Annotated in this window: 27 protein-coding genes; 7 read left to right on the top strand and 20 right to left on the bottom strand. The window is 66.1% G+C overall.

All coding sequences use genetic code 11. The features are described 5' to 3' along the window. The coding region (locus ACEN88_RS05475; protein WP_413337770.1) for an HAD family hydrolase at positions 1-315 on the top strand (315 nt) is incomplete at its 5' end. Between the two features lie 15 nt (positions 316-330). On the opposite strand, the gene ACEN88_RS05470 is transcribed toward ACEN88_RS05475, so the two are convergent. From ACEN88_RS05470 to paaA, 13 genes are all read right to left on the bottom strand, one after another. Further along, positions 331-924: a cupin domain-containing protein gene (locus tag ACEN88_RS05470; protein WP_413337769.1), complete on the bottom strand. Its 594-nt coding sequence runs from the start codon at positions 922-924 to the stop codon at positions 331-333. A 42-nt stretch (positions 925-966) separates the two neighbouring features. Continuing rightward, a complete protein-coding gene (gene paaZ, locus ACEN88_RS05465; protein WP_413337768.1) occupies positions 967-3,018 on the bottom strand; it encodes a phenylacetic acid degradation bifunctional protein PaaZ in 2,052 nt (683 codons plus the stop codon). 10 nt (positions 3,019-3,028) lie between these two features. Then, positions 3,029-3,622 carry a phenylacetic acid degradation protein PaaY gene (gene paaY / locus ACEN88_RS05460; protein ID WP_413337767.1) on the bottom strand — a complete coding sequence of 198 codons (594 nt, stop codon included), beginning with the start codon at positions 3,620-3,622 and terminating at the stop codon, positions 3,029-3,031. 15 nt (positions 3,623-3,637) lie between these two features. After that, complete coding sequence (gene pcaF / locus ACEN88_RS05455; RefSeq protein ID WP_413337766.1) at positions 3,638-4,843, bottom strand: 3-oxoadipyl-CoA thiolase; 1,206 nt, start codon at positions 4,841-4,843, stop codon at positions 3,638-3,640. A gap of 10 nt (positions 4,844-4,853) precedes the next feature. Continuing rightward, entirely contained in the window at positions 4,854-6,164 is a 1,311-nt protein-coding gene (paaK, locus tag ACEN88_RS05450) for a phenylacetate--CoA ligase PaaK (RefSeq protein ID WP_413337765.1), read from the bottom strand. Between the two features lie 15 nt (positions 6,165-6,179). Then, a complete protein-coding gene (gene paaI / locus ACEN88_RS05445) occupies positions 6,180-6,611 on the bottom strand; it encodes a hydroxyphenylacetyl-CoA thioesterase PaaI (protein ID WP_413337764.1) in 432 nt (143 codons plus the stop codon). After that, positions 6,601-8,091, bottom strand: a complete 1,491-nt coding sequence (gene paaH / locus ACEN88_RS05440; protein WP_413337763.1) for a 3-hydroxyacyl-CoA dehydrogenase PaaH — start codon at positions 8,089-8,091, stop codon at positions 6,601-6,603. The genes paaI and paaH overlap by 11 nt, the downstream gene beginning before the upstream one ends. 2 nt (positions 8,092-8,093) lie before the next feature. Beyond that, on the bottom strand, positions 8,094-8,885 hold the full coding sequence (gene paaG, locus ACEN88_RS05435) for a 2-(1,2-epoxy-1,2-dihydrophenyl)acetyl-CoA isomerase PaaG (protein ID WP_413337762.1): 792 nt from the start codon (positions 8,883-8,885) through the stop codon (positions 8,094-8,096). 16 nt (positions 8,886-8,901) lie between these two features. Then, positions 8,902-9,981: a 1,2-phenylacetyl-CoA epoxidase subunit PaaE gene (gene paaE / locus ACEN88_RS05430; protein WP_413337761.1), complete on the bottom strand. Its 1,080-nt coding sequence runs from the start codon at positions 9,979-9,981 to the stop codon at positions 8,902-8,904. A gap of 7 nt (positions 9,982-9,988) precedes the next feature. After that, positions 9,989-10,516, bottom strand: a complete 528-nt coding sequence (paaD, locus tag ACEN88_RS05425; protein WP_413337760.1) for a 1,2-phenylacetyl-CoA epoxidase subunit PaaD — start codon at positions 10,514-10,516, stop codon at positions 9,989-9,991. Then, positions 10,516-11,271, bottom strand: coding sequence for a 1,2-phenylacetyl-CoA epoxidase subunit PaaC (gene paaC / locus ACEN88_RS05420; RefSeq protein ID WP_413337759.1), 756 nt, complete (start codon positions 11,269-11,271; stop codon positions 10,516-10,518). The genes paaD and paaC overlap by 1 nt, the downstream gene beginning before the upstream one ends. Positions 11,272-11,279: 8 nt before the next feature. After that, complete coding sequence (paaB, locus tag ACEN88_RS05415) at positions 11,280-11,564, bottom strand: 1,2-phenylacetyl-CoA epoxidase subunit PaaB (protein ID WP_036238302.1); 285 nt, start codon at positions 11,562-11,564, stop codon at positions 11,280-11,282. 110 nt (positions 11,565-11,674) lie between these two features. Beyond that, entirely contained in the window at positions 11,675-12,664 is a 990-nt protein-coding gene (paaA, locus tag ACEN88_RS05410; RefSeq protein WP_413337758.1) for a 1,2-phenylacetyl-CoA epoxidase subunit PaaA, read from the bottom strand. 101 nt (positions 12,665-12,765) lie between these two features. On the opposite strand from paaA, the gene paaX reads away from it, so the two are divergent. Further along, complete coding sequence (gene paaX, locus ACEN88_RS05405; RefSeq protein ID WP_413337757.1) at positions 12,766-13,692, top strand: phenylacetic acid degradation operon negative regulatory protein PaaX; 927 nt, start codon at positions 12,766-12,768, stop codon at positions 13,690-13,692. Here the strand turns inward: paaX and ACEN88_RS05400 are convergent, their stop codons facing one another. Then, positions 13,693-13,947, bottom strand: a complete 255-nt coding sequence (locus tag ACEN88_RS05400; protein WP_413337756.1) for a DUF2442 domain-containing protein — start codon at positions 13,945-13,947, stop codon at positions 13,693-13,695. 106 nt (positions 13,948-14,053) lie between these two features. On the opposite strand from ACEN88_RS05400, the gene ACEN88_RS05395 reads away from it, so the two are divergent. Beyond that, positions 14,054-15,190, top strand: coding sequence for a M14-type cytosolic carboxypeptidase (locus ACEN88_RS05395; RefSeq protein WP_413337755.1), 1,137 nt, complete (start codon positions 14,054-14,056; stop codon positions 15,188-15,190). A gap of 29 nt (positions 15,191-15,219) precedes the next feature. Here the strand turns inward: ACEN88_RS05395 and nfsB are convergent, their stop codons facing one another. From nfsB to pmbA, 3 genes are all read right to left on the bottom strand, one after another. Further along, positions 15,220-15,873 carry an oxygen-insensitive NAD(P)H nitroreductase gene (gene nfsB / locus ACEN88_RS05390; RefSeq protein ID WP_413337754.1) on the bottom strand — a complete coding sequence of 218 codons (654 nt, stop codon included), beginning with the start codon at positions 15,871-15,873 and terminating at the stop codon, positions 15,220-15,222. A 61-nt stretch (positions 15,874-15,934) separates the two neighbouring features. Next, positions 15,935-16,939 (bottom strand): DUF4214 domain-containing protein, encoded by a 1,005-nt coding sequence (locus ACEN88_RS05385; RefSeq protein WP_413337753.1) that lies wholly within the window; start codon positions 16,937-16,939, stop codon positions 15,935-15,937. Positions 16,940-17,030: 91 nt separating this feature from the next. Beyond that, a complete protein-coding gene (gene pmbA / locus ACEN88_RS05380) occupies positions 17,031-18,383 on the bottom strand; it encodes a metalloprotease PmbA (protein WP_413337752.1) in 1,353 nt (450 codons plus the stop codon). A 93-nt stretch (positions 18,384-18,476) separates the two neighbouring features. Here pmbA and yjgA point away from each other — a divergent pair, with 93 nt between their 5' ends. Genes yjgA through ACEN88_RS05360 form a run of 4 tightly spaced genes read left to right on the top strand, consistent with a single transcriptional unit; the run spans position 18,477 to position 20,551 of the window. Further along, on the top strand, positions 18,477-19,082 hold the full coding sequence (gene yjgA / locus ACEN88_RS05375; protein ID WP_056124414.1) for a ribosome biogenesis factor YjgA: 606 nt from the start codon (positions 18,477-18,479) through the stop codon (positions 19,080-19,082). Further along, positions 19,066-19,686: a molybdopterin adenylyltransferase gene (gene mog / locus ACEN88_RS05370; protein ID WP_413337751.1), complete on the top strand. Its 621-nt coding sequence runs from the start codon at positions 19,066-19,068 to the stop codon at positions 19,684-19,686. Before yjgA ends, mog begins: the two co-directional genes overlap by 17 nt. After that, the gene (locus ACEN88_RS05365) at positions 19,683-20,351 is read left to right on the top strand and encodes an alpha/beta hydrolase (protein WP_413337750.1); all 669 of its coding nucleotides are present in this window, start codon (positions 19,683-19,685) and stop codon (positions 20,349-20,351) included. The genes mog and ACEN88_RS05365 overlap by 4 nt, the downstream gene beginning before the upstream one ends. 2 nt (positions 20,352-20,353) lie before the next feature. Next, positions 20,354-20,551 (top strand): hypothetical protein, encoded by a 198-nt coding sequence (locus tag ACEN88_RS05360; RefSeq protein ID WP_105376471.1) that lies wholly within the window; start codon positions 20,354-20,356, stop codon positions 20,549-20,551. Between the two features lie 85 nt (positions 20,552-20,636). Here the strand turns inward: ACEN88_RS05360 and ACEN88_RS05355 are convergent, their stop codons facing one another. The 3 genes from ACEN88_RS05355 to ACEN88_RS05345 all read right to left on the bottom strand — a co-directional run. Continuing rightward, positions 20,637-22,337: a tetratricopeptide repeat protein gene (locus ACEN88_RS05355; protein ID WP_413337749.1), complete on the bottom strand. Its 1,701-nt coding sequence runs from the start codon at positions 22,335-22,337 to the stop codon at positions 20,637-20,639. Positions 22,338-22,528: 191 nt separating this feature from the next. Next, positions 22,529-23,554, bottom strand: a complete 1,026-nt coding sequence (locus tag ACEN88_RS05350) for a S41 family peptidase (protein WP_413337748.1) — start codon at positions 23,552-23,554, stop codon at positions 22,529-22,531. A 25-nt stretch (positions 23,555-23,579) separates the two neighbouring features. Further along, on the bottom strand, positions 23,580-23,966 hold a 387-nt coding region (locus ACEN88_RS05345; protein ID WP_413337747.1), incomplete at its 5' end, for a LytTR family DNA-binding domain-containing protein.

The following is a 23,966-nucleotide window of genomic DNA, read 5'->3' as shown; positions in this document are numbered from 1 at the left end:
GCGCGCATCGCCGCGGCCGGCAGCGGCAGGCCGGCCGTGCTGGTGGCCGCCGAGGACGTCGAACGGGGCAAGCCCGCGCCCGATCCTTTCCTGCTGGGCGCGCGCAAGCTGGGCGTGAAACCGGAAGACTGCCTCGTGTTCGAGGACACGCTGGCCGGCCTGCGTTCGGCCGCCGCCGCCGGCATGGACAGCATCGTCGTGACGGTCACCCACGCGCATCCGCTCGACACGGATGTCACCGCGGTCCTCGACTATGCGGACCTGCGCGCCGTGACGACGTCCGACGGCCTGCTGCGCGTACAGCGCCGGGCGTAACGGCGACAGGCGCCGCTAGCGGGGCTCGTCCGGCGCAATGCCGGCCTGCTCCCCGTGGTCGGCCCGGAACACCCGCGGGTCCAGCGTCTTTTCGTCCGTTTCGATGGCTGCGCCTTGCGCCGCAGCCGGCATGGCCGATTTGCGCGTGTCACGCTTGGGATACGGCGTGCCATCGCGGTGGGAATAGCTGTCGGTCTTGCCGTCGTACATGAGGTCGATGTCCGGATACTCGGCCCGGTCCTCCGGAATGCGCGAGCCCACGCACAGGAACAGCGCATTGCCCCAACCCCGGTTGATGAGCTGGTGGCCGTTCGGCCGCCCGGCCGGGAAGGCGGCGCAATCGCCCGCGCGCATCAGGGTCTCGCCTTCGTCCGTGACGAGCGTCAGCTCGCCAGAGACGACCATCACGAATTCGTCCTCGTGGCTGTGCCAGTGGCGCTGCGACGAGGCGGCGCCGGGCAACAGCTCGACGAGGTTGACGCCAAACTGCGTCAGGCCGCCGGCATCGCCCAGCGCCTGCTTGCTGCGGCCGTTGACGGCTTCGGCAAAGGGATCGGGATACCCGGTACCGGTCAGCACGGGAATACTGCTCAGGTCTAGCCGCGACATGGACAACTCCTTATCAGGTTTGCGCGCGGCCTTGGCCCTTCCTCAGCCGCGTTTTTGCACCAGCGTCAGGATATCGTAACTTGCGACGAGTTCGTCGTTCTGATTCGTCACCTGCACGTCCCACGCCACCACGCCCTGCCCGCGCCCCTGGTCGTCCGTGCGGTTGCGGTCGACCTTGCGCTTGCAGGTGAGGCGCGCGCGGATCGTGTCGCCGATCGCCACCGGCGCCACGAAGCGCAGGTTGTCCAGGCCATAGTTCGCCAGCACGGGGCCCGGCGCCGGCGACACGAACAGGCCCGCCGCCGCCGACAGCACGAAGTAGCCGTGCGCGATGCGCTTGCCGAACTGCGTGTCCTTGGCCGCGATCTCGTCGAAGTGCATGTAGAAATAATCGCCCGAGACGCCGCCGAAGTTGACGATGTCCGCCTCGCTGACCGTCCGGCGGTGCGTCAGCAGCGAGTGGCCGATCTCCAGGTCTTCGAAATAGCGCCGGAACGGGTGCACCTCCGATTCCTTGACGGCCGCGCCGCGCACGTATTCGCCCGTGACGGCCGCCAGCATCGTCGGTGAACCTTGCACCGCCGCCCGCTGCAGGAAATGTTTGACCGCGCGGATACCGCCGAGTTCCTCGCCACCGCCGGCGCGGCCCGGGCCGCCATGCTTGAGCATCGGCAACGGCGAGCCGTGGCCCGTCGAGTCCACGGCCGCGACGCGGTCGAGGATGTGCACGCGGCCGTGCGACGCCGCCGCGACGGGCACCGCATGCGCCGCGATGGCCGGGTCCTTCGTCACCAGCGTGGTCACGAGGCTGCCCTTGCCGCGCGCGGCCAGCGCCAGCGCTTCGTCGATGTCGCGGTAGGTCATCATCGTGCTGACGGGGCCGAACGCCTCGATGTCGTGCACGGCGTCGTTGGTCATGCCGTTGCGGCACAGCAGCAAGGTGGGCGCGAAGAACGCGCCGGCAGCAACGCCTTCGCCGACGGGATTGAAACCGTCGCGGGCGCTGAACAGCACCTCGTTGCCGCGCGCAAGCATCTCGACGCGCTCGCTGACGTCGCGCTGCTGGTCCAGCGACGCCAATGCCCCCATGCGCACGCCCTCGACCTTCGGATTGCCGACGACGATCTTCGCGAGGCGCGCGCGCAGGCGCTCGCCGACGACGTCCGCCAGGTGTTCGGGCACGATCACACGGCGGATCGCCGTGCACTTCTGGCCCGCCTTGCCCGTCATCTCGCGCGCCACTTCCTTGACGAACAGGTCCATTTCCTCGTCATCGGGCGTGACGTCCGGCGCGAGGATGGCGGCGTTCAGCGAATCGGCCTCCGCCGTGAACGGCACGGATTCGCGGATCAGGTTCGCGTTGCCGCGCAGCTTGGCAGCCGTGTCGGCGGACCCGGTGAACGTCACGGCATCGAAGCCGCTCAGGCGGTCCAGCAGGTCGCCCGTCGAGCCGATGACGAGCTGCAGGCAGCCCTCCGGCAGCAGTTCCGACTCCATCATCATCTTGACCACCGCATGCGTGAGATAGCTGGTGGCGGTGGCCGGCTTGGCGATGCAGGGCATCGCGGCGAGGAAGCTCGGCGCGAATTTCTCCAGCAGGCCCCAGATCGGGAAATTGAAAGCGTTGATGTGGACGGCGACGCCGCCACGCGGCACGAGGATGTGCGTGCCCGCGAAGCCGCCCCGCTTGCCGAGCGCCATGGCCGGCCCTTCGTGCAGCACGTTCGACGACGGCAGCTCGCGCCCGCCGATGCCGGCATACGCGAACAGCGTGCCGATGCCGCCCTCGACGTCCACCCAGCTGTCCGGCCGCGTGGCACCCGTCAGGTGCGAGACCTCGTACAGTTCTTCCTTCCGCTCCATCAGGTAAGCCGCCAGGGCTTTCAGGCGCTGGGCGCGCTTCTGGAAGTCCATCTGCATCAGCGCCTGCACGCCCGTCTTGCGGGCATACGTGACGGCTTCGCCGAAGTCGATACTGTCGGCGTGCGTGTGGTAGATCAGCTGGTTGTCCAGGGCGCTGTGCAGCGGCTGGTGCGCTTCGGTGCCGAGCCAGCGGCCGGCGATCAGGCTTTGCAGGGTGGTTGGGGTGTGCATCCTCGTCTCCTTATGTCTTTGGCTTGTGCGGCTCGTCGAACACGATGCGCGGCCGGTCCGGTTCCGCCTCCGTGTACGCCTCGACTTCGCGCATCGTCTTCGTCGACCTGACGTTCAGGTCGTGGTACTGCCGCGTGCCATAGCTCTTCCACGCGATCTCTTCGTCCGACACGGCCCGCACGATCTTCGCCGGCGCGCCCAGCACGAGGCTGCGCGGCGGGATCACCATGCCCGCCTTCACGAACGCCGCCGCGCCCACGATGGATTCCGCGCCGACGACGGCCTTGTCCATCACGACCGCATTCATCCCGACCATCGCGTTCCTTCCCACGCGGCAGCCGTGCAGCACGGCGCCGTGGCCGATGTGGCCGTCCACTTCGACGACCGTGTCGTCTTCCGGAAAGCCATGCATCACGCACGTGTCCTGCACGTTCGCGCCCTCTTCCAGGATCAGCCGCCCGAAGTCGCCGCGCAGCGACGCCAGCGGCCCGACATAGCAGCGCGGACCGACGATCACGTCGCCGATCAGCACCGCCGTCGGGTGCACGTACGCGGTCGGGTGCACGACGGGACGCAGTCCGTCGATTTCATAGACTTTCACCATGACGTTCTCTCTTCCTTACACGCGTTCCACGATCATTGCGATGCCTTGACCGACGCCAATGCACATCGTGCACAGCGCATAGCGGCCACCCGTGCGATGCAACTGATTGACGGCCGCCGTCACGAGCCGCGCGCCCGATGCGCCCAGCGGATGGCCGATGGCGATCGCGCCGCCGTTCGGATTCACGTGCTCGGCGTCGTCCGGCAGCCCCAGGTCGCGCAGCACGGCCAGGCCCTGCGACGCGAACGCTTCGTTCAGTTCGATCACATCCATCTGGCCGATGCTCAGGCCCGTCATGGCCAACAGTTTCTTCGTCGCGGGCGCGGGGCCGAAGCCCATGATGCGCGGCGCCAGGCCCACCGTCGTCATGCCGACGATGCGGGCACGCGGCGTCAGCCCGAATTTATCGATAGCCGCACCGGATGCCACCAGCACCGCACAGGCGCCGTCGTTGACGCCGGACGCGTTGCCCGCCGTGACCGTGCCGTCCGGCGTCACGACGCCTTTCAGACGGGCCAGCGATTCCAGGGTCGTTTCCGGGCGCGGGTGCTCGTCCGTGTCGAATACACGCGCATTACCTTTCTTGTCATGCAAGGTCACGGGCAAGATCTCGTCCTTGAACACGCCGGCCGCCTGTGCCGCCGCCCAGCGCTGCTGGCTGCGCAGCGCGAACGCATCCTGGTCGCCGCGCGCGATGCCGAAGTCGCGCGCCACGTTTTCCGCCGTCTCCGGCATCGAGTCGATGCCGTATTGCGCCTTCATCTTCGGGTTCACGAAGCGCCAGCCGATCGTCGTGTCCTCGATCTTCGTCGTGCGCGAAAACGCGCTGTCCGCCTTGGCCATCACGAACGGCGCGCGCGTCATGCTCTCGACGCCACCGGCAATGACCAGGTTCGCCTCGCCCGCGCGGATGGCGCGCGCGGCGCTGCCGACGGCATCCAGGCTGGAGCCGCACAGGCGGTTGATCGTGGAACCCGGCACAGACGGCGGCAGGCCCGCGAGCAGCGCGGCCATGCGCGCGACATTGCGGTTGTCCTCCCCGGCGCCGTTCGCGCAGCCGTACAGGACGTCGTCGACCCGCGCCCAGTCCACACCTGGATTGCGGGCGATGAGCGCGGCGATCGGCAGCGCGGCCAGGTCGTCCGCACGCATGCCGGACAGGGCGCCGCCGAAGCGGCCGAACGGGGTGCGGATGGCGTCGACGATGAATGCATCGGTCATTGGAATCTCCTCAGTTGTTCTTGGGCCGCTTGTCGACCACGCGGCGCGCCTTGCCCGTCAGCGAGCGTTCGATGCCTTGCGCGGGCAGCAGGGTGACGGTCGTCGTCACGCCGATATACGTCTTGATGCGGTGCTGCAGCTCGCGGGCCAGCGCATCCACGCTGTCGGCACCCTCTTCGCGCAGCTCGCAATGGACGGCCAGCGCGTCGAGGTGGCCGTCGCGCGTGACGACGAGCTGGTAGTGCGGCGCCAGCGCCGGCATCTGCAGGATCTGTTCCTCGACCTGGCTGGGGAACACGTTCACGCCGCGGATGATCAGCATGTCGTCCGAACGGCCGTTGATGCGGCCCATGCGGCGCATCGAGCGTGCCGTGGGCGGCAGCAGTTTCGTGAGATCGCGCGTGCGGTAACGGATGATCGGCAGCGCTTCCTTCGTCAGCGACGTGAACACGAGCTCGCCCTCTTTCCCGTCCGGCAGCACCTCGCCCGTGTCCGGGTCGATGATCTCGGGGTAGAAGTGATCCTCCCAGATCACGGGGCCGTCCTTGCTTTCGATGCATTCGCCGGCGACGCCGGGGCCCATCACTTCCGACAGGCCATAGATGTCGACGGCGTCGATGCCGGCGCGTTCCTCGATCTCGCGGCGCATGGCGTCCGTCCACGGCTCGGCGCCGAAAATGCCGACCTTGAGCGACGACGCGGCCGGATCGAGGCCCTGGCGCCTGAATTCCTCGACGATGTTCAGCATGTACGACGGCGTCACCATGATGATCGAAGGCTTGAAGTCCTGGATCAGCTGGACCTGCTTTTCCGTCTGCCCGCCCGACATCGGCACGACCGTGCAGCCGAGACGCTCGGCGCCGTAGTGGGCACCGAGGCCGCCCGTGAACAGGCCATAGCCGTAGGCGATGTGCACCATGTCGCCAGGCCGCCCGCCCGCCGCGCGGATCGAGCGGGCCACGACGCCGGCCCAAGTGTCGATGTCACGCTGCGTGTAGCCGACGACGGTCGGCTTGCCCGTCGTGCCGGACGACGCGTGCACGCGCACGACCTGCTCGCGCGGCACGGCGAACAGGCCGAACGGATAATTGTCGCGCAGCGTCTTCTTGTCCGTGAACGGGAATTTCGCCAGGTCGGCCAGCGTTTTCAGGTCGTCCGGATGCACGCCCGCCTCGTCGAACGCGCGGCGGTAGTGCGGCACGTTGTCGTAGGCGTGCCTCAGGCTCCACTTCAGCCGTTCCAGTTGCAGGGCCTGCAGTTCGGCGCGGCTGGCGCGCTCGATCGGATCCAGCTCGCCCGGTTGCGGAATGCGTTGCACCATCGTTGTCTCCTCCGTTTATAGTTCGACGACGTGGCCCGCGACGCGATGCGACTTCCCGCGGAACAGCGCGACCTTGCGCCCGTCCTGGTCCGTCACGACGACGTCGTAGACCCCCGTCTTGCCGGCCAGCGCCTGCTCGACCGCTTCGGCCACGAGCACGTCGCCCGCGCGGCCCGGCGCGAGGTAGTCGATCGTGCAGCCGGCACCCACGGTATTCAAATTGTGCGAATTACAGGCGAAGGCGAACGCGCTGTCGGCCAGCATGAAGATGTAGCCGCCGTGGCAGGTGCCGTGGCCGTTCAGCATGTCCTCGCGCACCCGCATGCGCATGCGCGCGTAGCCGGGGCGGATGGCGTCGAGCGTCATGCCCAGCGCCTGGCTGGCCGCATCGCGTTCATACATCGTCTTGCCGGCCAGTTCGGCCAGCGCTTGCGGATCATTGGGCATGGATGCGGGCTCCGGCGGGATTGGCGGCGAGCTTGCGGCGCAGCAGCGGCGACACGCGGTAGCGGTCCTCGCCATACGTCGCACCAAGGTTGGCCAGCACGGTGAACACATGACGCAGGCCGATCGCATCGGCCCACGCCAGCGGACCGCGCGGGTAGTTCACGCCCTTCTGCATCGCGATGTCGACGGCCGCCGCCGAGCACACGCCCTGGTTGACGGCATCGAGCGCTTCGTTGGCCAGCATGACGACGGTGCGCATCACGGCCATGCCCGGCACGTCGTCGAGGCGCGTCACCGTGAAGCCGGCCTGCTGGAACAGGCCGACGGCGGCGTTCCACGCGACGGCGCTGCACTGGTCCGCGCTGGCCAGCGCGATGCGCGTGGCCTTGGCCGGGTCGAGCAGCAGGTCGAACAGGATCGTGTCCGGGCGGCCTTCATCCGCTGCACGCTGCGTGGCGCTGCGGCCGTCGGTCAGGAAGATCGTGGCGGGGCCCTCGGCCACGTGCAGGCGCTCTTTCAGGGCTTGGGTCACCGGATCGGCGCCGCCAAGCGTTGCGTGTTCGGCCCCTTGCTGCGCGGGCTCCGCCTGCGCCTGCGGCGGCGCCACATCATCGCCGTAGCGGTAGAAGCCGCGGCCCGTCTTGCGCCCCAGGAAACCGGCATTCACCAGCTCCTGCTGCACGACGGACGGCGCGAAGCGCGGGTCGCCGTAATAGGCGTTGAACACGGATTGCGTGACCGAATAATTGACGTCGTGGCCGATCAGGTCCATCAGCTCGAAGGGGCCCATGCGGAACCCGCCGCAGTCGCGCATCACGGCATCGATCGTGGCCGGATCGGCAGCCCGTTCCAGCAGCAGGCGCAGCGCCTCCGCATAATAAGGGCGCGCCACGCGGTTGACGATGAAGCCCGGCGTGGACTTCGCGTGCACAGGGTTCTTGCCCCAGGCCGCGGCCGTCGCATAGACCGTGTCGGCGACGGCCTTGTCGGTGGCCACGCCGGAGATCACTTCCACGAGCGCCATCAGCGGTACGGGATTGAAGAAGTGCATGCCGACGAGGCGTTCGGGGCGCTTCAATGTCGCACCGATCGCGGTGACGGAAATCGACGACGTGTTCGTGGCGAGGATGCAGTCCGGCCCGACGATGCCTTCCAGGTCGGCGAACAGCGCACGCTTGGCGTCGAGGTCCTCCACGATGGCTTCGACCACCAGCGCGGCATCCTTCGCTTCATCGAGCGAGCGCGTCGCGTGGATGCGCTCGCGCGCGAGATCCGCTTCCGCCGCGCCCATGCGGCCTTTTTCGACGAGCCGCGCGAGCGCCTTGCCGATCCCGGCGATGGCCTTTTCGACGGCCTCCGGGCGCGTATCGAACAGCCGCACGGTGTGCCCGGCGACGGCCGCCACCTGGGCGATGCCGGAGCCCATCGCGCCGCTTCCGACGACGGCGACGACGCTGTTTTTCTCCAATGCCTGGGCCATGCTTACTCCCCCTTGAACGCGGGCTGGCGCTTGGCGATGAACGCGGCGACGCCTTCCCGGTAATCATGGCTGTAGCCCAGTTCGCGCATCATCTCCGCTTCCAGTTGCAGCTGCTGTTCCAGCGTATTGCCCCAGCTTTCCAGCATCGCCCGCTTCGTGAATGCGAGACCCTTCGTCGGCGCCGTGGCGAAGTGGCGGGCCAGTGCCAGCGCTTCGTCCATCAGCGACTCGTCCGGTACGCAGCGCCAGATCAGGCCCCATTGTTCGGCCTTCTCGGCCGGCAGCTTGTCGCCCAGCAGGGCGAGACCCATGGCACGCGCGGGACCGAGCAGCCGGGGCAAGGCCCACGTGCCGCCCGTGTCCGGGATCAGGCCCAATTTGCAGAACGCTTCGATGAACGATGCCGACTGTGCCGCCAGCACGATGTCGCACGCGAGCGCCAGGTTGGCGCCGGCGCCGGCGGCCACGCCGTTGACGGCGCAGATCACGGGCAGCGGCAGGCTTTTCAGCGTGAGCACGAGCGGGGCATAGAATTTTTCGACGGATTCGCCCAGGTCGACGCCCGGCGCGCCCGGCTCCACGGCGCGGTCGTTCAGGTCCTGGCCGGCGCAGAAGCCACGGCCGGCCCCCGTCAGCAGCAGCACGCGCACGGTCTTGTCTTCCTCCACGCGCTTCAACGCGTCACGCACCTCCAGGTGCATCGCCTGTGTGAAGCTGTTGAGGCGCTCGGGGCGGTTCAGGGTCAGTGTCGCGATGCCGGCGTCGATCGTGAACAGGATGGATTCGTAGGTCATGCGTGTCTCCTCGTTTTTATTCCACGACGTCGAAATCGACGACGACCTTGTCCGTCACCGGGAAGCTCTGGCAGCTCAGCACGAAGCCGCGCGCGACCTCGTAGTCTTCCAGCGCGTAGTTGACGTCCATGTCGACCTGCCCCTCGCGCACCTTGCAGCGGCACGTCGAGCACACGCCGCCCTTGCACGAGTAGCGCATGTCGATGCCTGCGCGCAGGCCGGCGTCGAGGAGCGATTCCTTGTCGCGGTCCATCGTGAAACTGACATGGTTGCCGTCCATGATCACGGTCACTTCCGTGTGGTGCTGCGTCTCGCCGGCGGCCTGGCGGCGCGGCTTGCGCGGCTCTTGCGCGGCGACGGCGGCGAACAGCTCGATGCGGATGCGCTCCTTCGGCATGCCCGCTTCCTGCAGCGCGGCGGACACGCCATGCATCATGTCTTCCGGACCGCAGACGAACGCGTAGTCGACGTCTTCCACGCGCAGCCAGCGCTGGAACAGCTGGCGGCATTTGTCCTGCGTGATGCGGCCGTTGAACAGCTCGATGTCCTGCTGCTCGCGGCTCATCACGTAGACGAGGTTCAGGCGTTCCAGGTATTGGTCCTTCAGCTCGGCCAGCTCGTCGCGGAAGATCACGGACGACGACGCGCGGTTCCCGTACAACACGGTGAAGCGGCTGTGCGGCTCGGCGATCAGGGTCGTCTTGACGATGGAAAGGATCGGCGTAATGCCGCTGCCGGCCGCGAAGGCCAGGTAGTGGCGGCGGCTCTCGGGTTCCAGCGGCAGGTTGAAGCGGCCTTCCGGCGGCATCACGTCGAGCGTGACGCCGGGCCGGATGCACTCGTTGGCCCAGGTCGAGAACAGGCCGCCTTGCACGCGCTTGATGGCGACGCGCAGCTTGTCGTCCTGCACGGCCGAGCAGATCGAATAGGAGCGGCGCACGTCCTCGCCGTCGATCATCGCGCGCACTGTCAGATGCTGGCCCTGGCGGTAACGGAAGGCCTCGCGCAGCGGCGGCGGGACGTCGAACGTGACGGCGATCGCGTCGCGCGTCTCGTGCTTCACGTGCACCACGGTCAATGGGTAGAACTTGCTCATGTGGGCCTCAATGGCATTTGAAGTAGTCGAACGGCTCGCGGCAATCGAGGCACTGGTACAGCGCCTTGCATGGGGTCGAGCCGAACTGGCTGGTGAGACGGGTGTGCATCGAGCCGCAGTGCGGGCAGGCCACGTCGGGCTGCTGGATCGCATGGCGCTTCACGCCGCGCGCCAGGCCGCTGATGTCGATCACCTGCTGCACCGGCGGCGCGATGCCGTAGCCCTTCAGCGCGGCCTTGCCGGCATCGCTCATCCAGTCCGTCGTCCATGCGGGCGACAACCGGGTGACGATGCGCAGGCGGTCCACGCCGCGTGCACGCAAGGCCTTGCCGATGTCCTCGGCGATGACTTCCATCGCGGGGCAGCCGGAATACGTCGGGGTGATCGTGACGACGCATTCGCCGTCGTCGGCCACCGCCACATCGCGCACGATGCCCAGGTCCACGACGGAGATCACGGGAATCTCCGGATCCGGGACCTCGCCCAGCCAGGACCAGACCCGGTCGGCCGTGATCGGTGACGCGGCCGCGGTCATCACCATTCCACGCCCGGATAGGCGCGCTGCAGGAACTGCATCTCGGCGAGGATGTAGCCGAAGCGCTCCGTGTGCCGGCCCTGCTTGCCGCCGCGCTGGACATAGGCATCCACGGGCGGCATCGTCAGCGTCGCCTCAATCAGCACCTCGGCCACGTGGGCCAGGAATGCATCGCGCAGCGGCTCCGCGGCCGGAGCCACGCCCTGCGCGACCATCGCCAGGTCGACGTCGTCGTAGATGAACATCTCGCCGGCGTAGGTCCATAGTTCGTCGAGCGCGTCCTGCATCTTGCGGTGGCTGACATCCGTGCCGTCGCCCAGGCGCACGACGAGGTCGCCGCTGCGGCGCAGGTGATACGTCACTTCCTTGATCGATTTTTCCGCGATCTCTCCGATGCGGCGGTCGCTGGACGACAACAGGCCGCGCATCAGGAAGTAGTGCCACGTATCGAACAGGAACTGGCGCGTCAGCGTCTGCGCGTAGTCGCCGTTCGGCTGTTCGACGAGCAGGCAGTTGCGGAAGTCGCGGGTGTCGCGCAGGTAGGCGAGGCGGTCCTCGTCGCGGCCGTGGCCTTCGATCTCGCCCGCATACGTGAGCCACATGCGGGTCTGGCCCAGCAGGTCGAGGGCGACGTTGGTCAGCGCCATGTCTTCTTCCAGCGCCGGGCCCTTGCCGCACAGCTGCGACAACTGCTGCGACAGGATCAAGGCATTGTCGCCCTGGCGCAGGAGGTATTCGAACTTGTTCGCGTCCATGACGCCGCTCACAGGTTCTTGACGTCTTCCGGCATCGGGAAGAACGTCGGGTGGCGGTAGACCTTGCTGTTCGACGGCTCGAACAGCGCGTCCTTGTCGGCCGGACTGGACGCGACGATGTCGGCGGCCTTCACCACCCAGATCGACACGCCTTCGTTGCGGCGCGTGTAGACGTCGCGCGCATTGTTGATCGCCATCTCGGCATCCGGCGCGTGCAGGCTGCCCACGTGCTTGTGGGCGAGGCCGTGCTGGCTACGGATGAAGACTTCCCACAGGGGCCATTCCTTGCTCATTGCTGTCTCCATTAGAGCCGTCGTCCCCGCGGAAGCGGGGATCCATGCTGAATCGGCTTCGGATGCTCAGTATGGATTCCCGCGTGCGCGGGAATGACGGAGGTGAATTGTTATGCGGCGGCCTTCTTTGCGGCCTGCTTGTCCGCGTGCGCGACGAGCGCCTCGCGGAACCATGCGCCATCCTCGTACGCCTTCACGCGCGTACGCAGCCGGTCCTTGTTGCACGGCCCGTTGCCCTTGAGGACGTTATAAAACTCTTCCCAGTCGATCTCGCCGAAATCGTAATGGCCCCGCTCCTCGTTCCATTTGAGGTCCGGATCGGGAATGGTGAGGCCGAGGAATTCGGCCTGGGGCACGGTCTGGTCGACCATGCGCTGGCGCAGCTCGTCGTTCGAGAACAGCTTGATGCGCCAGGCGGTCGACTGGGCACTGTTGACGGATTCCGCGTCGGACGGGCCGAACATCATCAGGGAAGGCCACCACCAGCGGTCGAGGGCATCCTGCGCCATCGCCTTCTGCTCGGGGGTGCCCTGCGCAAGCTTCATCATGATGTCGTAGCCCTGGCGCGCGTGGAACGACTCTTCCTTGCACACGCGGATCATCGCGCGGGCATACGGACCGTACGAGCAGCGGCACAGCGGAATCTGGTTGATGATCGCGGAGCCGTCCACCAGCCAGCCGATGGCGCCGATGTCGGCCCAGGTCAGGGTCGGGTAATTGAAGATGCTCGAGTACTTGGCCTTGCCCGAGTGCAGCGCGGCCAGCAGTTCGTCGCGCGACACGCCCAGCGTCTCGGCCGCGCTGTACAGGTACAGCCCGTGGCCGGCCTCGTCCTGGATCTTCGCCAGCAAAATCGATTTGCGCTTCAGCGTGGGCGCGCGCGTCACCCAATTACCCTCCGGCAGCTGGCCGACGATCTCGGAATGCGCGTGCTGGGAAATCTGGCGGATCAGCGTCTTGCGGTACGCCTCGGGCATCCAGTCCTTGGCTTCGATCTTCACGCCGGCGTCGATGCGCGCCTGGAACGCCTGCTCTTCCTCGCTCATGTCGGCGCGGGTCTGGACCTGTTTCAGGCCGGTTTCAACCATCTGGGCATACATGGCTGGTCTCCCTGGGTTCTGTGTCGATTCATAATACGATACAAGAATAGCGATGTATAGCGAAATTTTGAATCATATTGAGACCGGGTAAAATCGCCGTCATGACCGAATCCAGCAGCCATCAGTGGATCGCCCACTTCCTCGGCACCGACCCGCCGCGTTCCAAATCCCTCGTGATGACGATCTTCGGCGACGCCATCGCGCCGCATGGCGGCAGCCTGTGGCTGGGCAGCCTGATCGAGCTGGTGGCGCCGCTCGGCGTCACGGACCGGCTCGTGCGCACGAGCGTGTTCCGGCTCGTGCAGGAAGGCTGGCTCGTCGCGAATCGTGAAGGCCGGCGCAGCAGCTATGCGCTGCAGCCCGACGCCGCGCCCCGCTTCGCGCGCGCCAACCGCCGTATCTACGCGCCGCCCGGCATCGACTGGGACGGCCGCTGGACCCTGCTGCTCGCGCCCAACGGCAGCATCGACACCGCCCTGCGCGCGGCCGTGCGCAAGGAACTCGAATGGGAAGGCTTCGCCATGCTGGCGCCGGGCCTGCTGGCGCATCCTGCGGCCGACCCGGACGGCGTGGCGGAGGTGCTGCGGCGCGTGGAGGGCGGCGGCAAGATCTTCGTCTGCGCCGCGACGGAACTGCCGGGCGTCGGCGCGCGGCCGCTGGCGGAGCTGGTGCGCGAAGGGTGGAATTTGTCCGCCGTCGTGGCGGGCTACCGCCGTTTCATCGATCAGTTCACGCCGCTGCTCGACGTGCTGCGCAACGAACCAGCGCCGGATCCGCAACTCGCCTTCACCATGCGCACCCTGCTGATCCATGCGTACCGCCGTGTCCAGTTGCACGATCCGATGCTGCCGCTCGCGCTGCTGCCACAACCGTGGCCGGGGTCGGAGGCGTATACGCTGGCGCAGGCGATCTACCGCCTCGTGTGGGCACCGGCCGAACGGCATCTGATGGACGTGCTGCGGCGCGAGGATGCGGCCGCGCCGGCGGCGGATGCGGGGCTGGCCGAACGGTTCGGCGGGCTGGGCTGATCAGCAATCCAGCGCAAACTGCGCCGCCGCCATCGGATGACGGATGCGGTCCAGCGCCAGTTCCAGGTCGAGCCCCGGCCAGTACAGGCATTCCCCGCCCAGGGGCTGGATATGGCACAACTGCGCCACGGTGGCGTGCTCGAACCAGGGGAACAGCGCGAACGGCACATAGAGCTCTTCGTCGCGCCAGCGCAGCCAGAAGCCGCGCCGGTCGATGGTCGTGATTTCCGGCCGCGCCACATGGATAGTCATCATGTTCCCTCCCCCTCGATGAGGCCAAGCAAGAACAGTAACAAACCCTTTGGCATCATCCCTTAAGCGGTATCATGCCGCCTGACACCCAACAACAACAGGACGCACCATGTCTATCAAGATCAGCAGCCAGTTCGACGCTGGCGCCATCGATATCGTGAACGCCACGAGCGCGAACGCCATCGACCTGAACATCCGCAAGGACTCCCACGCCGACATCACGCAGTGGTTCTACTTCCGCCTGCAGGGCGCGCAGGCGCAGCCGTGCACGATCCGCCTGCTCAACGCGGGCAAGTCCGCGTATCCGAAGGGCTGGGAAGACTATCACGCGATGGCCAGCTACGATCGCGTCAACTGGTTCCGCGTGCCGACCAGCTTCGACGGCCAGGTGCTCACGATCGAGCACACGCCCGCGATGGACAGCGTCTACTACGCCTATTTCGAGCCGTATTCGTGGGAACGCCACCTGGAGCTGCTCGACCGCGCCCAGTTGTCCGAACACGTGCGCATGCTGGACCTCGGCTCGACCGTCGACGGCCGCGACCTGAATATGCTCGTCATCGGCGACGAGGCGGCGAGCAAGAAGAAAGTGTGGGTCATCGCACGCCAGCACCCGGGCGAGACGATGGCGGAATGGTTCGTCGAAGGCATGCTCGACGCCCTGCTCGACCCGGCCCACCCGTTTGGCCGCCAGCTGCTGAAAGAAACCGTGTTCTACGTCGTGCCGAACATGAACCCGGACGGGTCCGTACGGGGCAACTTGCGCACGAACGCGGCCGGCGCCAACCTGAACCGCGAGTGGCTGAATCCGTCGCTGGAGCGCAGCCCGGAAGTGTTCCTGGTCCGCAAGAAGATGGAAGAGACGGGCGTCGACCTGTTCCTGGACGTGCATGGCGACGAGGGCCTGCCCTACGTCTTCATCGCCGGCAGCGATGCCCTGCCGACCTTCTCGGCCGAACAGGCCGCCGCGCAGAAGGCATTCTCGGACGCCTTCATGATCGCCAGCCCGGACTTCCAGGACGTGCATGGCTACCCGAAAGAGCCGTACACGGACGAGGTGCTGACGATGGGCTCGCCGTACGTCACGCACGCGTTCGGCTGCCTGTCGCTAACCCTGGAACTGCCGTTCAAGGACAATGCCAACGACCCGGACCCGCAGGTCGGCTGGGACGGTGCCCGCAGCGCGCGCCTCGGCGCCGCGGTGCTGCAGCCGGTGCTGCAGGCGGTCCGTCGGCTGGAAGAATAAGCAACGGGGCACAAGCCCCGTTATTGCTCTTACAGGAAGGTGAACACCTGTTCCTGCGTGAGACGCGATTTCGGCAGGCTTGCGTTGAAATCGCTGTCGGCGTGATAGCCGAAGCTCAGCAGGACGAGGCTGGACAGGCCCTTCTCGTGCAGGCCCAGTTCCGCGTCCAGCGCGGCCGGGTCGAGGCCTTCCATCGGGGTCGTGTCCACGCCCAGCGCGCTGGCGGCCAGCATGGCGTTGCCCAGCGCGATATAGGCCTGCTTCTCGAACCACTGCGGCAGGTTCTTCAGCGTGTAGCGGTGCAGGTTGACGTAGCCCTGGCGGCCCTTGGCCTGGCCAGCCTTGGCGGCATCGTCCTTGAAGCGGCCGTCGCGCTGTTCCTGCTCGAGCAGGCGCTCGAGGTGGCCGCCTTCGGCGTCGACGCGCGTGCAGAACAGGATCACGTGCGACGCGTTCAGGATCTTCGCTTCGTTGTAGCTGTACGGACCCTGCACGCCCCTGGCCAGGCGCGCCTTCGCTTCCGGCGTGCTGGCGACGATGAAGTGCCAGGGCTGCGAATTCACCGACGAGGGGCTCGCGCGCAGCACTTCATAAATCTGCTGCATCGTCTCTTCGGGGACGCGGCGGGTCGGGTCGTAGGCCTTGGCGGTGTAGCGCTTGCGGGCAGCGGCAAGAATGTCCATCGGGTTCCTTTTCAAAAATGCGTATCTGCACATTATTGCAGGAACCCGAAAAACGCGTGCGTCACATGGTCATGATGGGCGTGTCGAACACGAGGCCGTTGCCGATCAGCTGCACGCTCAGGTCCACGTTTTCCGGACTCTCGCTGATGCCGGCAAGAACCTCGCCACGGGTGGCGATCTTGCGGTCCAGGGCGTCGGTCCAGAAGTCCAGCCCGGCCTGGTCCGGCGCGCGGTGCAGGATGTGCTCGTAATACTTGACCACGAGGTCGCGGTTGGAGAGGCCGCCGTACAGCTTCTGGTATTCCGCCGATGCGAGGAAGGCGCCGGTGATCCCTGCCAGTGTCGCGCCCCCGCCATCGATCTGCTGCGTCCAGAAATCCAGGCCCGGCTCGTCCGGATTGCGGCCGAATGCCGCCTGGTACAAGCGGAACAGCTGGCCGCCCGTGTTGTCGACGCTGATGAGCGCGACGTCCTTGTCGTCGAAATACACGCGTTCGACGCCTGTCAACGTGTCGATGCCGCCGGTGCCCTTCAGGTCCGCGATCGTCCACGCGGCGCCCGTGCGTTCGATCCGGTAGTCGGCGTAGGCGCCCTGGTAGGCGACGGTGTCGAAACCGGCGCCGCCGTCGATCACGTCGCTGCCCGCATCGGCGCCGATGCGGTCGTCACCGCCGCCGGCCCGGATGACGTCGCTGCCCGCGAAGCCTTTCAGAATATCCTTGCCGGCGCTGCCGGTGATGGTGTCGGAGCCGGCCAGCAGGGCCGTATAAATCTGCGTATCGGTGGTGGCCTCGAGGACCGTGTCCAGGAACGTCCCGCCATCGATGGTCAGGTCCGTCGCCTGGAACACCGGCAGGCCGGAGTAGCCCAGCTGGACCAGGTTCACCGCCGTCGCGGTGCCGCTCACGTCGCCGGCCGGGCCGATCGCGAAGTTACCCAGGATGGACAGGTGCTGGAGCCCGTTTTCCAGAATGACGCTGCTGGACGAGGTCGAGATGATTTTCCATTGCACGGCCGTGCTGCCGATCAGGTCGAGGTGCGGGCCGAAGGTCTGGAGTGTTGCCATGACGTCTCCCGTGACATAGAAAGACGTCAATGTAACACATGGTTATGACGTTTTTGCAATAGATTGTCACGACCTCATGGGGAATGTGAAATCAATTGCCCGCGACCACCATCTGCTCGATCAGGATGGAGCCCGTCGACTTGTTCCCGCGCGTGAGCACGTCGTTGCCGACGCCGACGATGGCCTGGAACATGTCCTTCATGTTGCCCGCGATGGTGATCTCTTCGACCGGGTACTGGATGACGCCGTTCTCGACCCAGTAGCCGGACGCGCCGCGCGAATAATCGCCCGTGACGTAGTTCGTGCCCTGCCCCATCAGTTCCGTGACGAGCAGGCCGGTCCCCATCTTGCGCAGCATGCCTTCGAAGTCGTCGGCGATCTTCGTTTCCTTGGAGATGATTTCCAGGTTGTGCGAGCCGCCGGCATTGCCCGTCGTCTGCATGCCCAGCTTGCGGGCCGAGTAAGACGACAGGAAATAGCCTTGCAGCACGCCGTCGCTGACGACCTTGCGGCGCTGGGTGCGCACGCCTTCTTCGTCGAACGGGGCCGAGCCCACGCCGCCGATCAGGTGCGGGTCTTCGACGATCTGGATGTGGGACGGGAAGATGCTGCTGCCCAGCGAATCGAGCAGGAAGCTCGACTTGCGGTACAGGGCGCCGCCCGAGGTGGCCTGGACGAACGCGCCCAGCAGGCCGGCGGCCAGCGGTGCCTCGAACAGCACGGGGCACGTGCGGGTGTCGAGCTTGCGCGCGTTCAGGCGCGCGAGGGCGCGTTCGGCGGCGTAGCGGCCGATCTTTTCCGGATCGCCCAGTTTGTTCGGATCGCGCGCCGACGAATACCAGTCGTCGCGCTGCATGTGAGCGCCCTTGCCCGCGATCGGCGCGACGGACAGCGTGTGGCGTGAGAACGGGTAGCCGGCGCAGAAGCCGAGCGAGTTGGCCGCCACGAAGTGCGACTGCTGCACGTAGACGCTGGCGCCTTCGCTGTTGGTGACGCGCTTGTCGACGGCGAACGCGGCCGCCTCGCAGCGCTGCGCGATCACGACGGCGTCCTCGGCGCTGATGTCCCACGGGTAACACAGGCGCAGGTCGCGCGGGTTGGTTTCCAGCAGGTCGGCATCCGGCAGGCCGGCGGCCGGGTCCTCGGCCGTGAAGCGGGCGATGTTGTACGCCGCCTCGACGGTGGCGCGCAGCGAATCGCGCGAGAAGTCGGACGTATTGGCGTGCCCCCGGCGCTGGCCGCAGTAGACGGTCACGCCGATGCCCTTGTCCTTGTTCTGCTCGATGGTCTCGATCTGGCCCTTGCGGACCGTCACCGCCAGCCCGCTACCCTCGCTGATCTCGACCGACGCATCGCTGGCGCCCGTTTCCTTGGCAATGGCAAGCACGTCCTGTGCAAGCTGCTTGAGCTGATCCTGGGTATGGGTGAAGACGGTATCGGTCATGTGCGTTTTTCGTAGCGAGCCCTAAAACAGTTATCATAGCAGCCGTTTACTGTTTTTACCGGCCGGCTTCGTGCCTGCCGAATCTAGATCATCATGCCAAATGCCAACCGCGGCTCCGTCGGCTTCCGCTCCGACGAGTTCGACCAGGAATACGACCGCCCTTCCAAGTCCGAACTCAAGCGCCAGAGTAACGAGCTGCAGAAGCTCGGCGAACAACTCATCGAGGCGCCGCGCGACCGCGTGAAGCGCGTCCCGATGCCGGACGAAGTCCGCGACGCCATCCTCATGTGCCAGACCATCACGAACCACGAGGGCCGGCGCCGCCAGCTGCAATTCGTCGGCAAGCTGATGCGCTCGCTCGACGAGGAAGAGGTCGCCGTCATCCAGCGCACCATCGAAAGCTGGAAGGGCACGTCGAAGGCCGAGGCGGCCGCGCTGCACGCGCTGGAGCGCCGCCGCGACAAGCTGCTGGCCGACGACAAGGCCCTCACCCAGCTGCTGGAAGAACATCCGGACCTGGACGTGCAGCACCTGCGCACGCTGATCCGCAATGCGCGCAAGGAACAGGCCGAGAACAAGCCCCCCAAGGCCTACCGCGAAATCTTCCAGATCCTGAAGGACCTGGCGAAGGCGCCGAAAGCCGCGCCTGCCGATGAAGCCTCCGGGGACGAGGACGAAGACGATGAGTCTGGACAATAAAGTCGAAGAACTGGTCGTCGGCCTGGTGTCGGTCTCGGACCGCGCCAGCGGCGGCGTCTATGAAGACAAGGGCATACCCGCGCTGCGCGAGTGGCTGGAAGCCGCCCTCGTCACCCCGTTCCGCGTCGAGACGCGCCTGATCCCGGACGACCGCGCCAGCATCGAGCAGACGCTCGTCGAGCTGGTCGACACCGTGCACTGCCACCTCGTGCTCACGACGGGCGGCACGGGCCCCGCTCGGCGCGACGTCACGCCGGAAGCGACCGTCGCCGTGGGCACGAAGGAGATGCCCGGCTTCGGCGAGCAGATGCGCCAGATCAGCCTGCACTTCGTGCCGACCGCGATCCTGTCGCGCCAGACGGCCGTGATCCGCGAGACCGATGGCCACGCCGCCCTGATCATGAACCTGCCGGGCCAGCCGAAGTCGATCAAGGAAACGCTGGAAGGCTTGAAGGATGCGGACGGTCAAAGCATCGTCGGCGGCATCTTCGCGGCCGTCCCGTATTGCATCGACCTGATCGGCGGCCCATACGCCGAGACCGACCCGGCCGTCTGCAAGGCCTTCCGGCCGAAGTCGGCGCAACGACAGAAGGACACCGCATGAGCGACCTGCTCGAACACATCCAGATCGAGACCAACGACAACCCGGAGATCGCCATCATCTGGATGCACGGCCTGGGCGCGGACGGCAACGACTTCGTGCCGATCGTGAGCGAACTGGACCTCGACGGCCTGCCCGGCATCCGCTTCATCTTCCCGCACGCGAACACGATGCCGGTGACCATCAGCAACGGCTACGTGATGCGCTCCTGGTACGACATCACGGGCCTGGAACTTGGGCGGCGCGAGGACGAGAACGGCCTGCGCGCGTCGCAGAAAGAGATCGAAGCCTTCATCGAGCGCGAAAAAGCGCGCGGCATTCCCGCCTCGCGCATCATCCTCGCCGGCTTCTCGCAGGGCTGCGCGATGGCCATCCAGACGGGCCTGCGCCATGCGGAACCGCTGGCCGGCCTGCTGTGCCTGTCCGGCTACGTGCCGCTGTCGGCCAATGTGGCGACCGAACGCACCGACGCCAGCAAGTCCACGCCGATCTTCATGGCCCACGGCCGCTACGACAACGTGGTGCCGTTCAATCGCGCGGAAGCGTCGCGCGACCTGCTCGTCTCGCTGGGCTACCAGCTCGAATGGCACGAATACACCATGCAGCACACGCTGTGCCTGGAAGAAGTCCAGCACATCTCCGCGTGGCTGAAGAAAGTACTGGGCTGACCATGGCAAAGAAAGAGCAACTCGACGACGAGACGCTGGCGCTGATCCACTGGTGCATCGAGGTCGAACACCACCTCGTCGCCGGCGGCGCCACGCAGAAACAGGCGCAGGAACACATCGAGGAACAGGTCGAGTGGTTCACCGACATGTTCTACGAAGGCCTCACGCCCGAGCAGGCCGCGAAGGAAGCGCTGGCGTAAGCACGCCTTACCTCCTGCGGAACAGGTGGATCTGCCAGAACGTGGCCAGATCTTGCAGGGCCTTCGCATGACGACCCGTGGCGCCCTACCGGTCGTCGTAGCTCCACGCTCTGAAATTGGGAAGTGCCGCGTTTTCGCTACGCATCGCCGCCAGAAGCGCATCCCGCGTCACGCCCTGTTCCAGCCTGGCGAGCCAGGTTGCGGCCCATGAGGCGTTCCCGGGGTCCCGTTTGCTCCTTACCAACGTATTGAATGTCTGATAGGCATTGGCGGAATCGCCGTCCCAGGCATAGGCAAGCGCGGCCGCACGTGCGAATGCGGCGACATCGCGCCCGTGTTGCCAAGCTTTAATCCCCCATGCAATATCTTTCCCGGTCGGACTTGCGCCCATGAGCCCAACGCGGAACAGCGCATACGATATCTCGGGCGCGTCGGGCGCCAGGGCGGCGGCCTGCGTCAAACTGGCCCGTGCCGACGCCAGCAAGTCTTGCCTGTTTGGGCCTGCGCTTTCTGCCAGCTTCGCATATGCCTGCCCCAACAGATAATATGGCTCAGGATGGTAGGGATCGTTCTCCACGGTGCGCGACAGGTAGCCGATAGCGTCGCGCGGATCGCCCCATTCGACCTGGGCGCGGCTCAACGTGATCTGGGCGAGATCGACGGCCGGGGCCTTGGCGGCCGTACGCTTCAGACGCTCCAACAACTTCCTGCCGACTGCGGGCGTCGGGCAAGTCTTCAGCAAGGCGTTGTCAATGACGAATTCGCCCTCGATACGGCTCAGACGGGTGAAATCGATGTTGGCCTTGGGCAGGCTGGGCACGTCGACCTGAAGGATTTTCAAGGACGCGCGCCGGTAACGCAACATTGCCGCATCGAGATCGCGGCCCGACAGGCCGAACACGTCGGCAAACGCCGCGGCGGAATTGCCGCCGTTATTGACCAGGTCGAGGTATTTCGCCGTCTTGTTACGGTTTTCCTCAGACGAGAGCATGTAGTGGACAAGGTTGAAGGCCCGTCCAAGATATTCATATTGGTCGAAATAGGAGGGCGTGCCGGCCTTGAAGAGCTCGGACGAGCCCTTGTAATTCAATACGTCATCGAAAGAAAGACGGGCTCCTGCCTTGCCCTCGTCGATCCTTTGCAACCAGTTATAGGCGGTGCCCGCATCGCGTCCGATTGCCATCTGGGTATCGGTAAAACGCGCACCGCCGAAATACGCTGTAAAGCCGACGATGAACCACATGGGTGCCCGAATGCGGGTATGTCGATACAGGAAATTCTCGGCATACAGGGTCAGATTCGTCATCAGCGTGAAATCGTCTTCTGCGCGGAGCAGCGACGAATTATTGAGCTTCCAGCTTTTTCCCACACCGTAAGTGAATGCCTGCGTCGCAGATACGCAGCTGTTGACCATCCCGACGGCCAGGGGAGAATGCTCGCCGATTTCCGGCTGCCAGCTTGCCCGATCCTGGAAGTACAGCGTAAACCTGGGCATTGTCTCCTGCTTGTCCAGGAACGGATTCAGGTACAGGCGTAAAAGATAGTCGAGCCGCTCCAGATTATTGACCAGTTCGATGACGTCATCCGGATCGCCGTCCGAATAGACAACCAGATGCTGGCTCTCGATCCGGAACCATGACGATGGATCGCGTACGCCTTTGACGACAACCGTGGAGGGATCGTGTTTGCCCTTGACGACGACCTTGGGCGATTCGTTCCCGGATGCACCAACCGGCACGAACGCGATTGCCACGAGCAGGGAGAATGCGTACTTGGGTATGGTCATTCGTTCCTCTGCATATTACGGACCAGTAGCGATAAACGATGCCACGGCGGACGAAACAGTGCATACGCTGCGGCTGATGAAAGTGCCAGGCTGAACAATGGCAAAGAAAGAACATCTCGACGACGAGACGCTGACTCACTGGTGCATCGAGCTCGAACACCACCTGGTCGCCAGCGCTGGCGTAAGCCGGCTTACTTCGGCGCGCAGCGCGGCGAATTCGCTGCCGCCCATTCCGCAGCCGTCTTGAGCGACACGTCCGCCGTTTCCCCCTTCGGCGCCGGCTGCATGGGCGCGATGCCGCCGCGGAAGACCGGACCGTCGGCCAGCGCGGAGCGCGCCTGCGTCAACACGAACAGCGCGCCGTCCGGCAGCGTATACGTCATGTTCGCCGTCGACATCCCGTACGACGTTTGTCCGAACGTCCGCACCCTTGCCTCTCCCATCAACGCGACGAGCAGCATCTCGCCGGCGCTTGCCGTCTTCGCGCCGACCAGCACGGCCAGCGGATCCGCGGCGAAGGAGGCGAACGGATTCACGTGGCCGGGCGCATCGTGACCGGCCTTCGATTCAAGGTACCCGCGGTGCACCAACGGAATCGGGTTGCCGTCGCGCTCCACCCAGCGCGCCTTGTTCGCGTCGCCGAACAGCGGATACATCGCGATGAGCGGCGGCCATCCATTGCCGCCCGTCTGTTCACTCAGGTCGACGACGAGGGCGCACGCCCCACGGCTACCGGGAAGCGCAACCGCCTCGTCATACACGCCTTGCACGTAGGCCGCCATGGCCTCGGGCGTGGAGGCTGTGATGGGCGGCGGCACGAAGCGCAACACCGTGCCCCGGGTCGTCGCGACGAGCTGGAACATCGGCACACGCGGGCGGGCCGTCGCGGCGCTGGTGAACTGTCCCGTCGCCACGGGCGGCATCACGAAGGAATGTTTGTCTGTGTCCAGCGTGGCGAGCAGTCCGTTGATGCGCGCATACAGGTCACCCCGGTCGACGGCCTGCGCCTTGCCGTCGACGAGCGCCAGCAAACGCTGCTTCGCCTGCGCATAGTCTTCCTGCCGCAGCGGATACATGCCCTTGCTCTCGACCAGTTCGATGGCCCGCGTGGTCACATCGCGCGCCAGGGCCAGGGGTATGGTCTCCGAGGCGCCTGCGACGCCGGATGCGACAAACGACAGGGCACAAACGGCCGCCCGCAACATGTTGCGATTCATGGTGTCTCCTTGTTCAATGAGGCGGCTACATGCCGCGGAACAGATATTGAAAACGCTGGCTGACCGGCAGTCGCGCGGGATGACCGCGCAGGTGCACCCACAAGGCGCCATCCTCGGCGCGCGCGGCGCTCGCGATGCGCCGCACGGCCACCATATAGCCGCGGTGGATCTGCCAGAAGGCTGCGGGATCGAGCGAATCGGCCAGTTCCTTCAGGCTCAGGCGAATATGGGCTTCGAGTCCGTCCGTCACCACGCGCGTGTACTTGGCGTCGGCGCAGAAATAGACGACGTCGGCCAGGTCGATGAAGTGGATCGTGTTGCCGACCGTGGCCTGCAGCCACGCGGGCGCCCTGGGGGCGGGCCGCAAGCGCGACACGAGGTGCGTGAGGTCCGGCGGCGGCGACGCCAGGCG

It is taken from the genome of Massilia sp. CT11-108 (assembly GCF_047302915.1).
GTDB classification, from domain to species: Bacteria; Pseudomonadota; Gammaproteobacteria; order Burkholderiales; family Burkholderiaceae_D; genus Telluria; species Telluria orientalis.
The sequence above is the reverse complement of the archived record's forward strand: the minus strand, read 5'-3'. Positions and strand labels throughout refer to the sequence as shown.

Excerpts from the sequence above, each read along its gene's own strand:
- paaX (WP_413337757.1), top strand. The coding sequence starts at position 12,766 with ATGACCGAATCCAGCAGCCATCAGTGGATCGCCCACTTCCTCGGCACC.
- ACEN88_RS05470 (WP_413337769.1), bottom strand. The coding sequence starts at position 924 with ATGTCGCGGCTAGACCTGAGCAGTATTCCCGTGCTGACCGGTACCGGG.
- paaK (WP_413337765.1), bottom strand. The coding sequence starts at position 6,164 with ATGGTGCAACGCATTCCGCAACCGGGCGAGCTGGATCCGATCGAGCGC.
- yjgA (WP_056124414.1), top strand. The coding sequence starts at position 18,477 with ATGCCAAATGCCAACCGCGGCTCCGTCGGCTTCCGCTCCGACGAGTTC.
- paaB (WP_036238302.1), bottom strand. The coding sequence starts at position 11,564 with ATGAGCAAGGAATGGCCCCTGTGGGAAGTCTTCATCCGTAGCCAGCAC.
- pmbA (WP_413337752.1), bottom strand. The coding sequence starts at position 18,383 with ATGACCGATACCGTCTTCACCCATACCCAGGATCAGCTCAAGCAGCTT.
- paaY (WP_413337767.1), bottom strand. The coding sequence starts at position 3,622 with ATGGTGAAAGTCTATGAAATCGACGGACTGCGTCCCGTCGTGCACCCG.
- paaG (WP_413337762.1), bottom strand. The coding sequence starts at position 8,885 with ATGACCTACGAATCCATCCTGTTCACGATCGACGCCGGCATCGCGACA.
- ACEN88_RS05355 (WP_413337749.1), bottom strand. The coding sequence starts at position 22,337 with ATGACCATACCCAAGTACGCATTCTCCCTGCTCGTGGCAATCGCGTTC.
- paaI (WP_413337764.1), bottom strand. The coding sequence starts at position 6,611 with ATGCCCAATGATCCGCAAGCGCTGGCCGAACTGGCCGGCAAGACGATG.
- paaZ (WP_413337768.1), bottom strand. The coding sequence starts at position 3,018 with ATGCACACCCCAACCACCCTGCAAAGCCTGATCGCCGGCCGCTGGCTC.
- paaE (WP_413337761.1), bottom strand. The coding sequence starts at position 9,981 with ATGAGCAAGTTCTACCCATTGACCGTGGTGCACGTGAAGCACGAGACG.
- ACEN88_RS05400 (WP_413337756.1), bottom strand. The coding sequence starts at position 13,947 with ATGATGACTATCCATGTGGCGCGGCCGGAAATCACGACCATCGACCGG.
- paaH (WP_413337763.1), bottom strand. The coding sequence starts at position 8,091 with ATGGCCCAGGCATTGGAGAAAAACAGCGTCGTCGCCGTCGTCGGAAGC.
- mog (WP_413337751.1), top strand. The coding sequence starts at position 19,066 with ATGAGTCTGGACAATAAAGTCGAAGAACTGGTCGTCGGCCTGGTGTCG.
- ACEN88_RS05350 (WP_413337748.1), bottom strand. The coding sequence starts at position 23,554 with ATGAATCGCAACATGTTGCGGGCGGCCGTTTGTGCCCTGTCGTTTGTC.
- ACEN88_RS05365 (WP_413337750.1), top strand. The coding sequence starts at position 19,683 with ATGAGCGACCTGCTCGAACACATCCAGATCGAGACCAACGACAACCCG.
- nfsB (WP_413337754.1), bottom strand. The coding sequence starts at position 15,873 with ATGGACATTCTTGCCGCTGCCCGCAAGCGCTACACCGCCAAGGCCTAC.
- paaC (WP_413337759.1), bottom strand. The coding sequence starts at position 11,271 with ATGGACGCGAACAAGTTCGAATACCTCCTGCGCCAGGGCGACAATGCC.
- ACEN88_RS05395 (WP_413337755.1), top strand. The coding sequence starts at position 14,054 with ATGTCTATCAAGATCAGCAGCCAGTTCGACGCTGGCGCCATCGATATC.
- paaD (WP_413337760.1), bottom strand. The coding sequence starts at position 10,516 with ATGACCGCGGCCGCGTCACCGATCACGGCCGACCGGGTCTGGTCCTGG.
- paaA (WP_413337758.1), bottom strand. The coding sequence starts at position 12,664 with ATGTATGCCCAGATGGTTGAAACCGGCCTGAAACAGGTCCAGACCCGC.
- pcaF (WP_413337766.1), bottom strand. The coding sequence starts at position 4,843 with ATGACCGATGCATTCATCGTCGACGCCATCCGCACCCCGTTCGGCCGC.
- ACEN88_RS05385 (WP_413337753.1), bottom strand. The coding sequence starts at position 16,939 with ATGGCAACACTCCAGACCTTCGGCCCGCACCTCGACCTGATCGGCAGC.
- ACEN88_RS05360 (WP_105376471.1), top strand. The coding sequence starts at position 20,354 with ATGGCAAAGAAAGAGCAACTCGACGACGAGACGCTGGCGCTGATCCAC.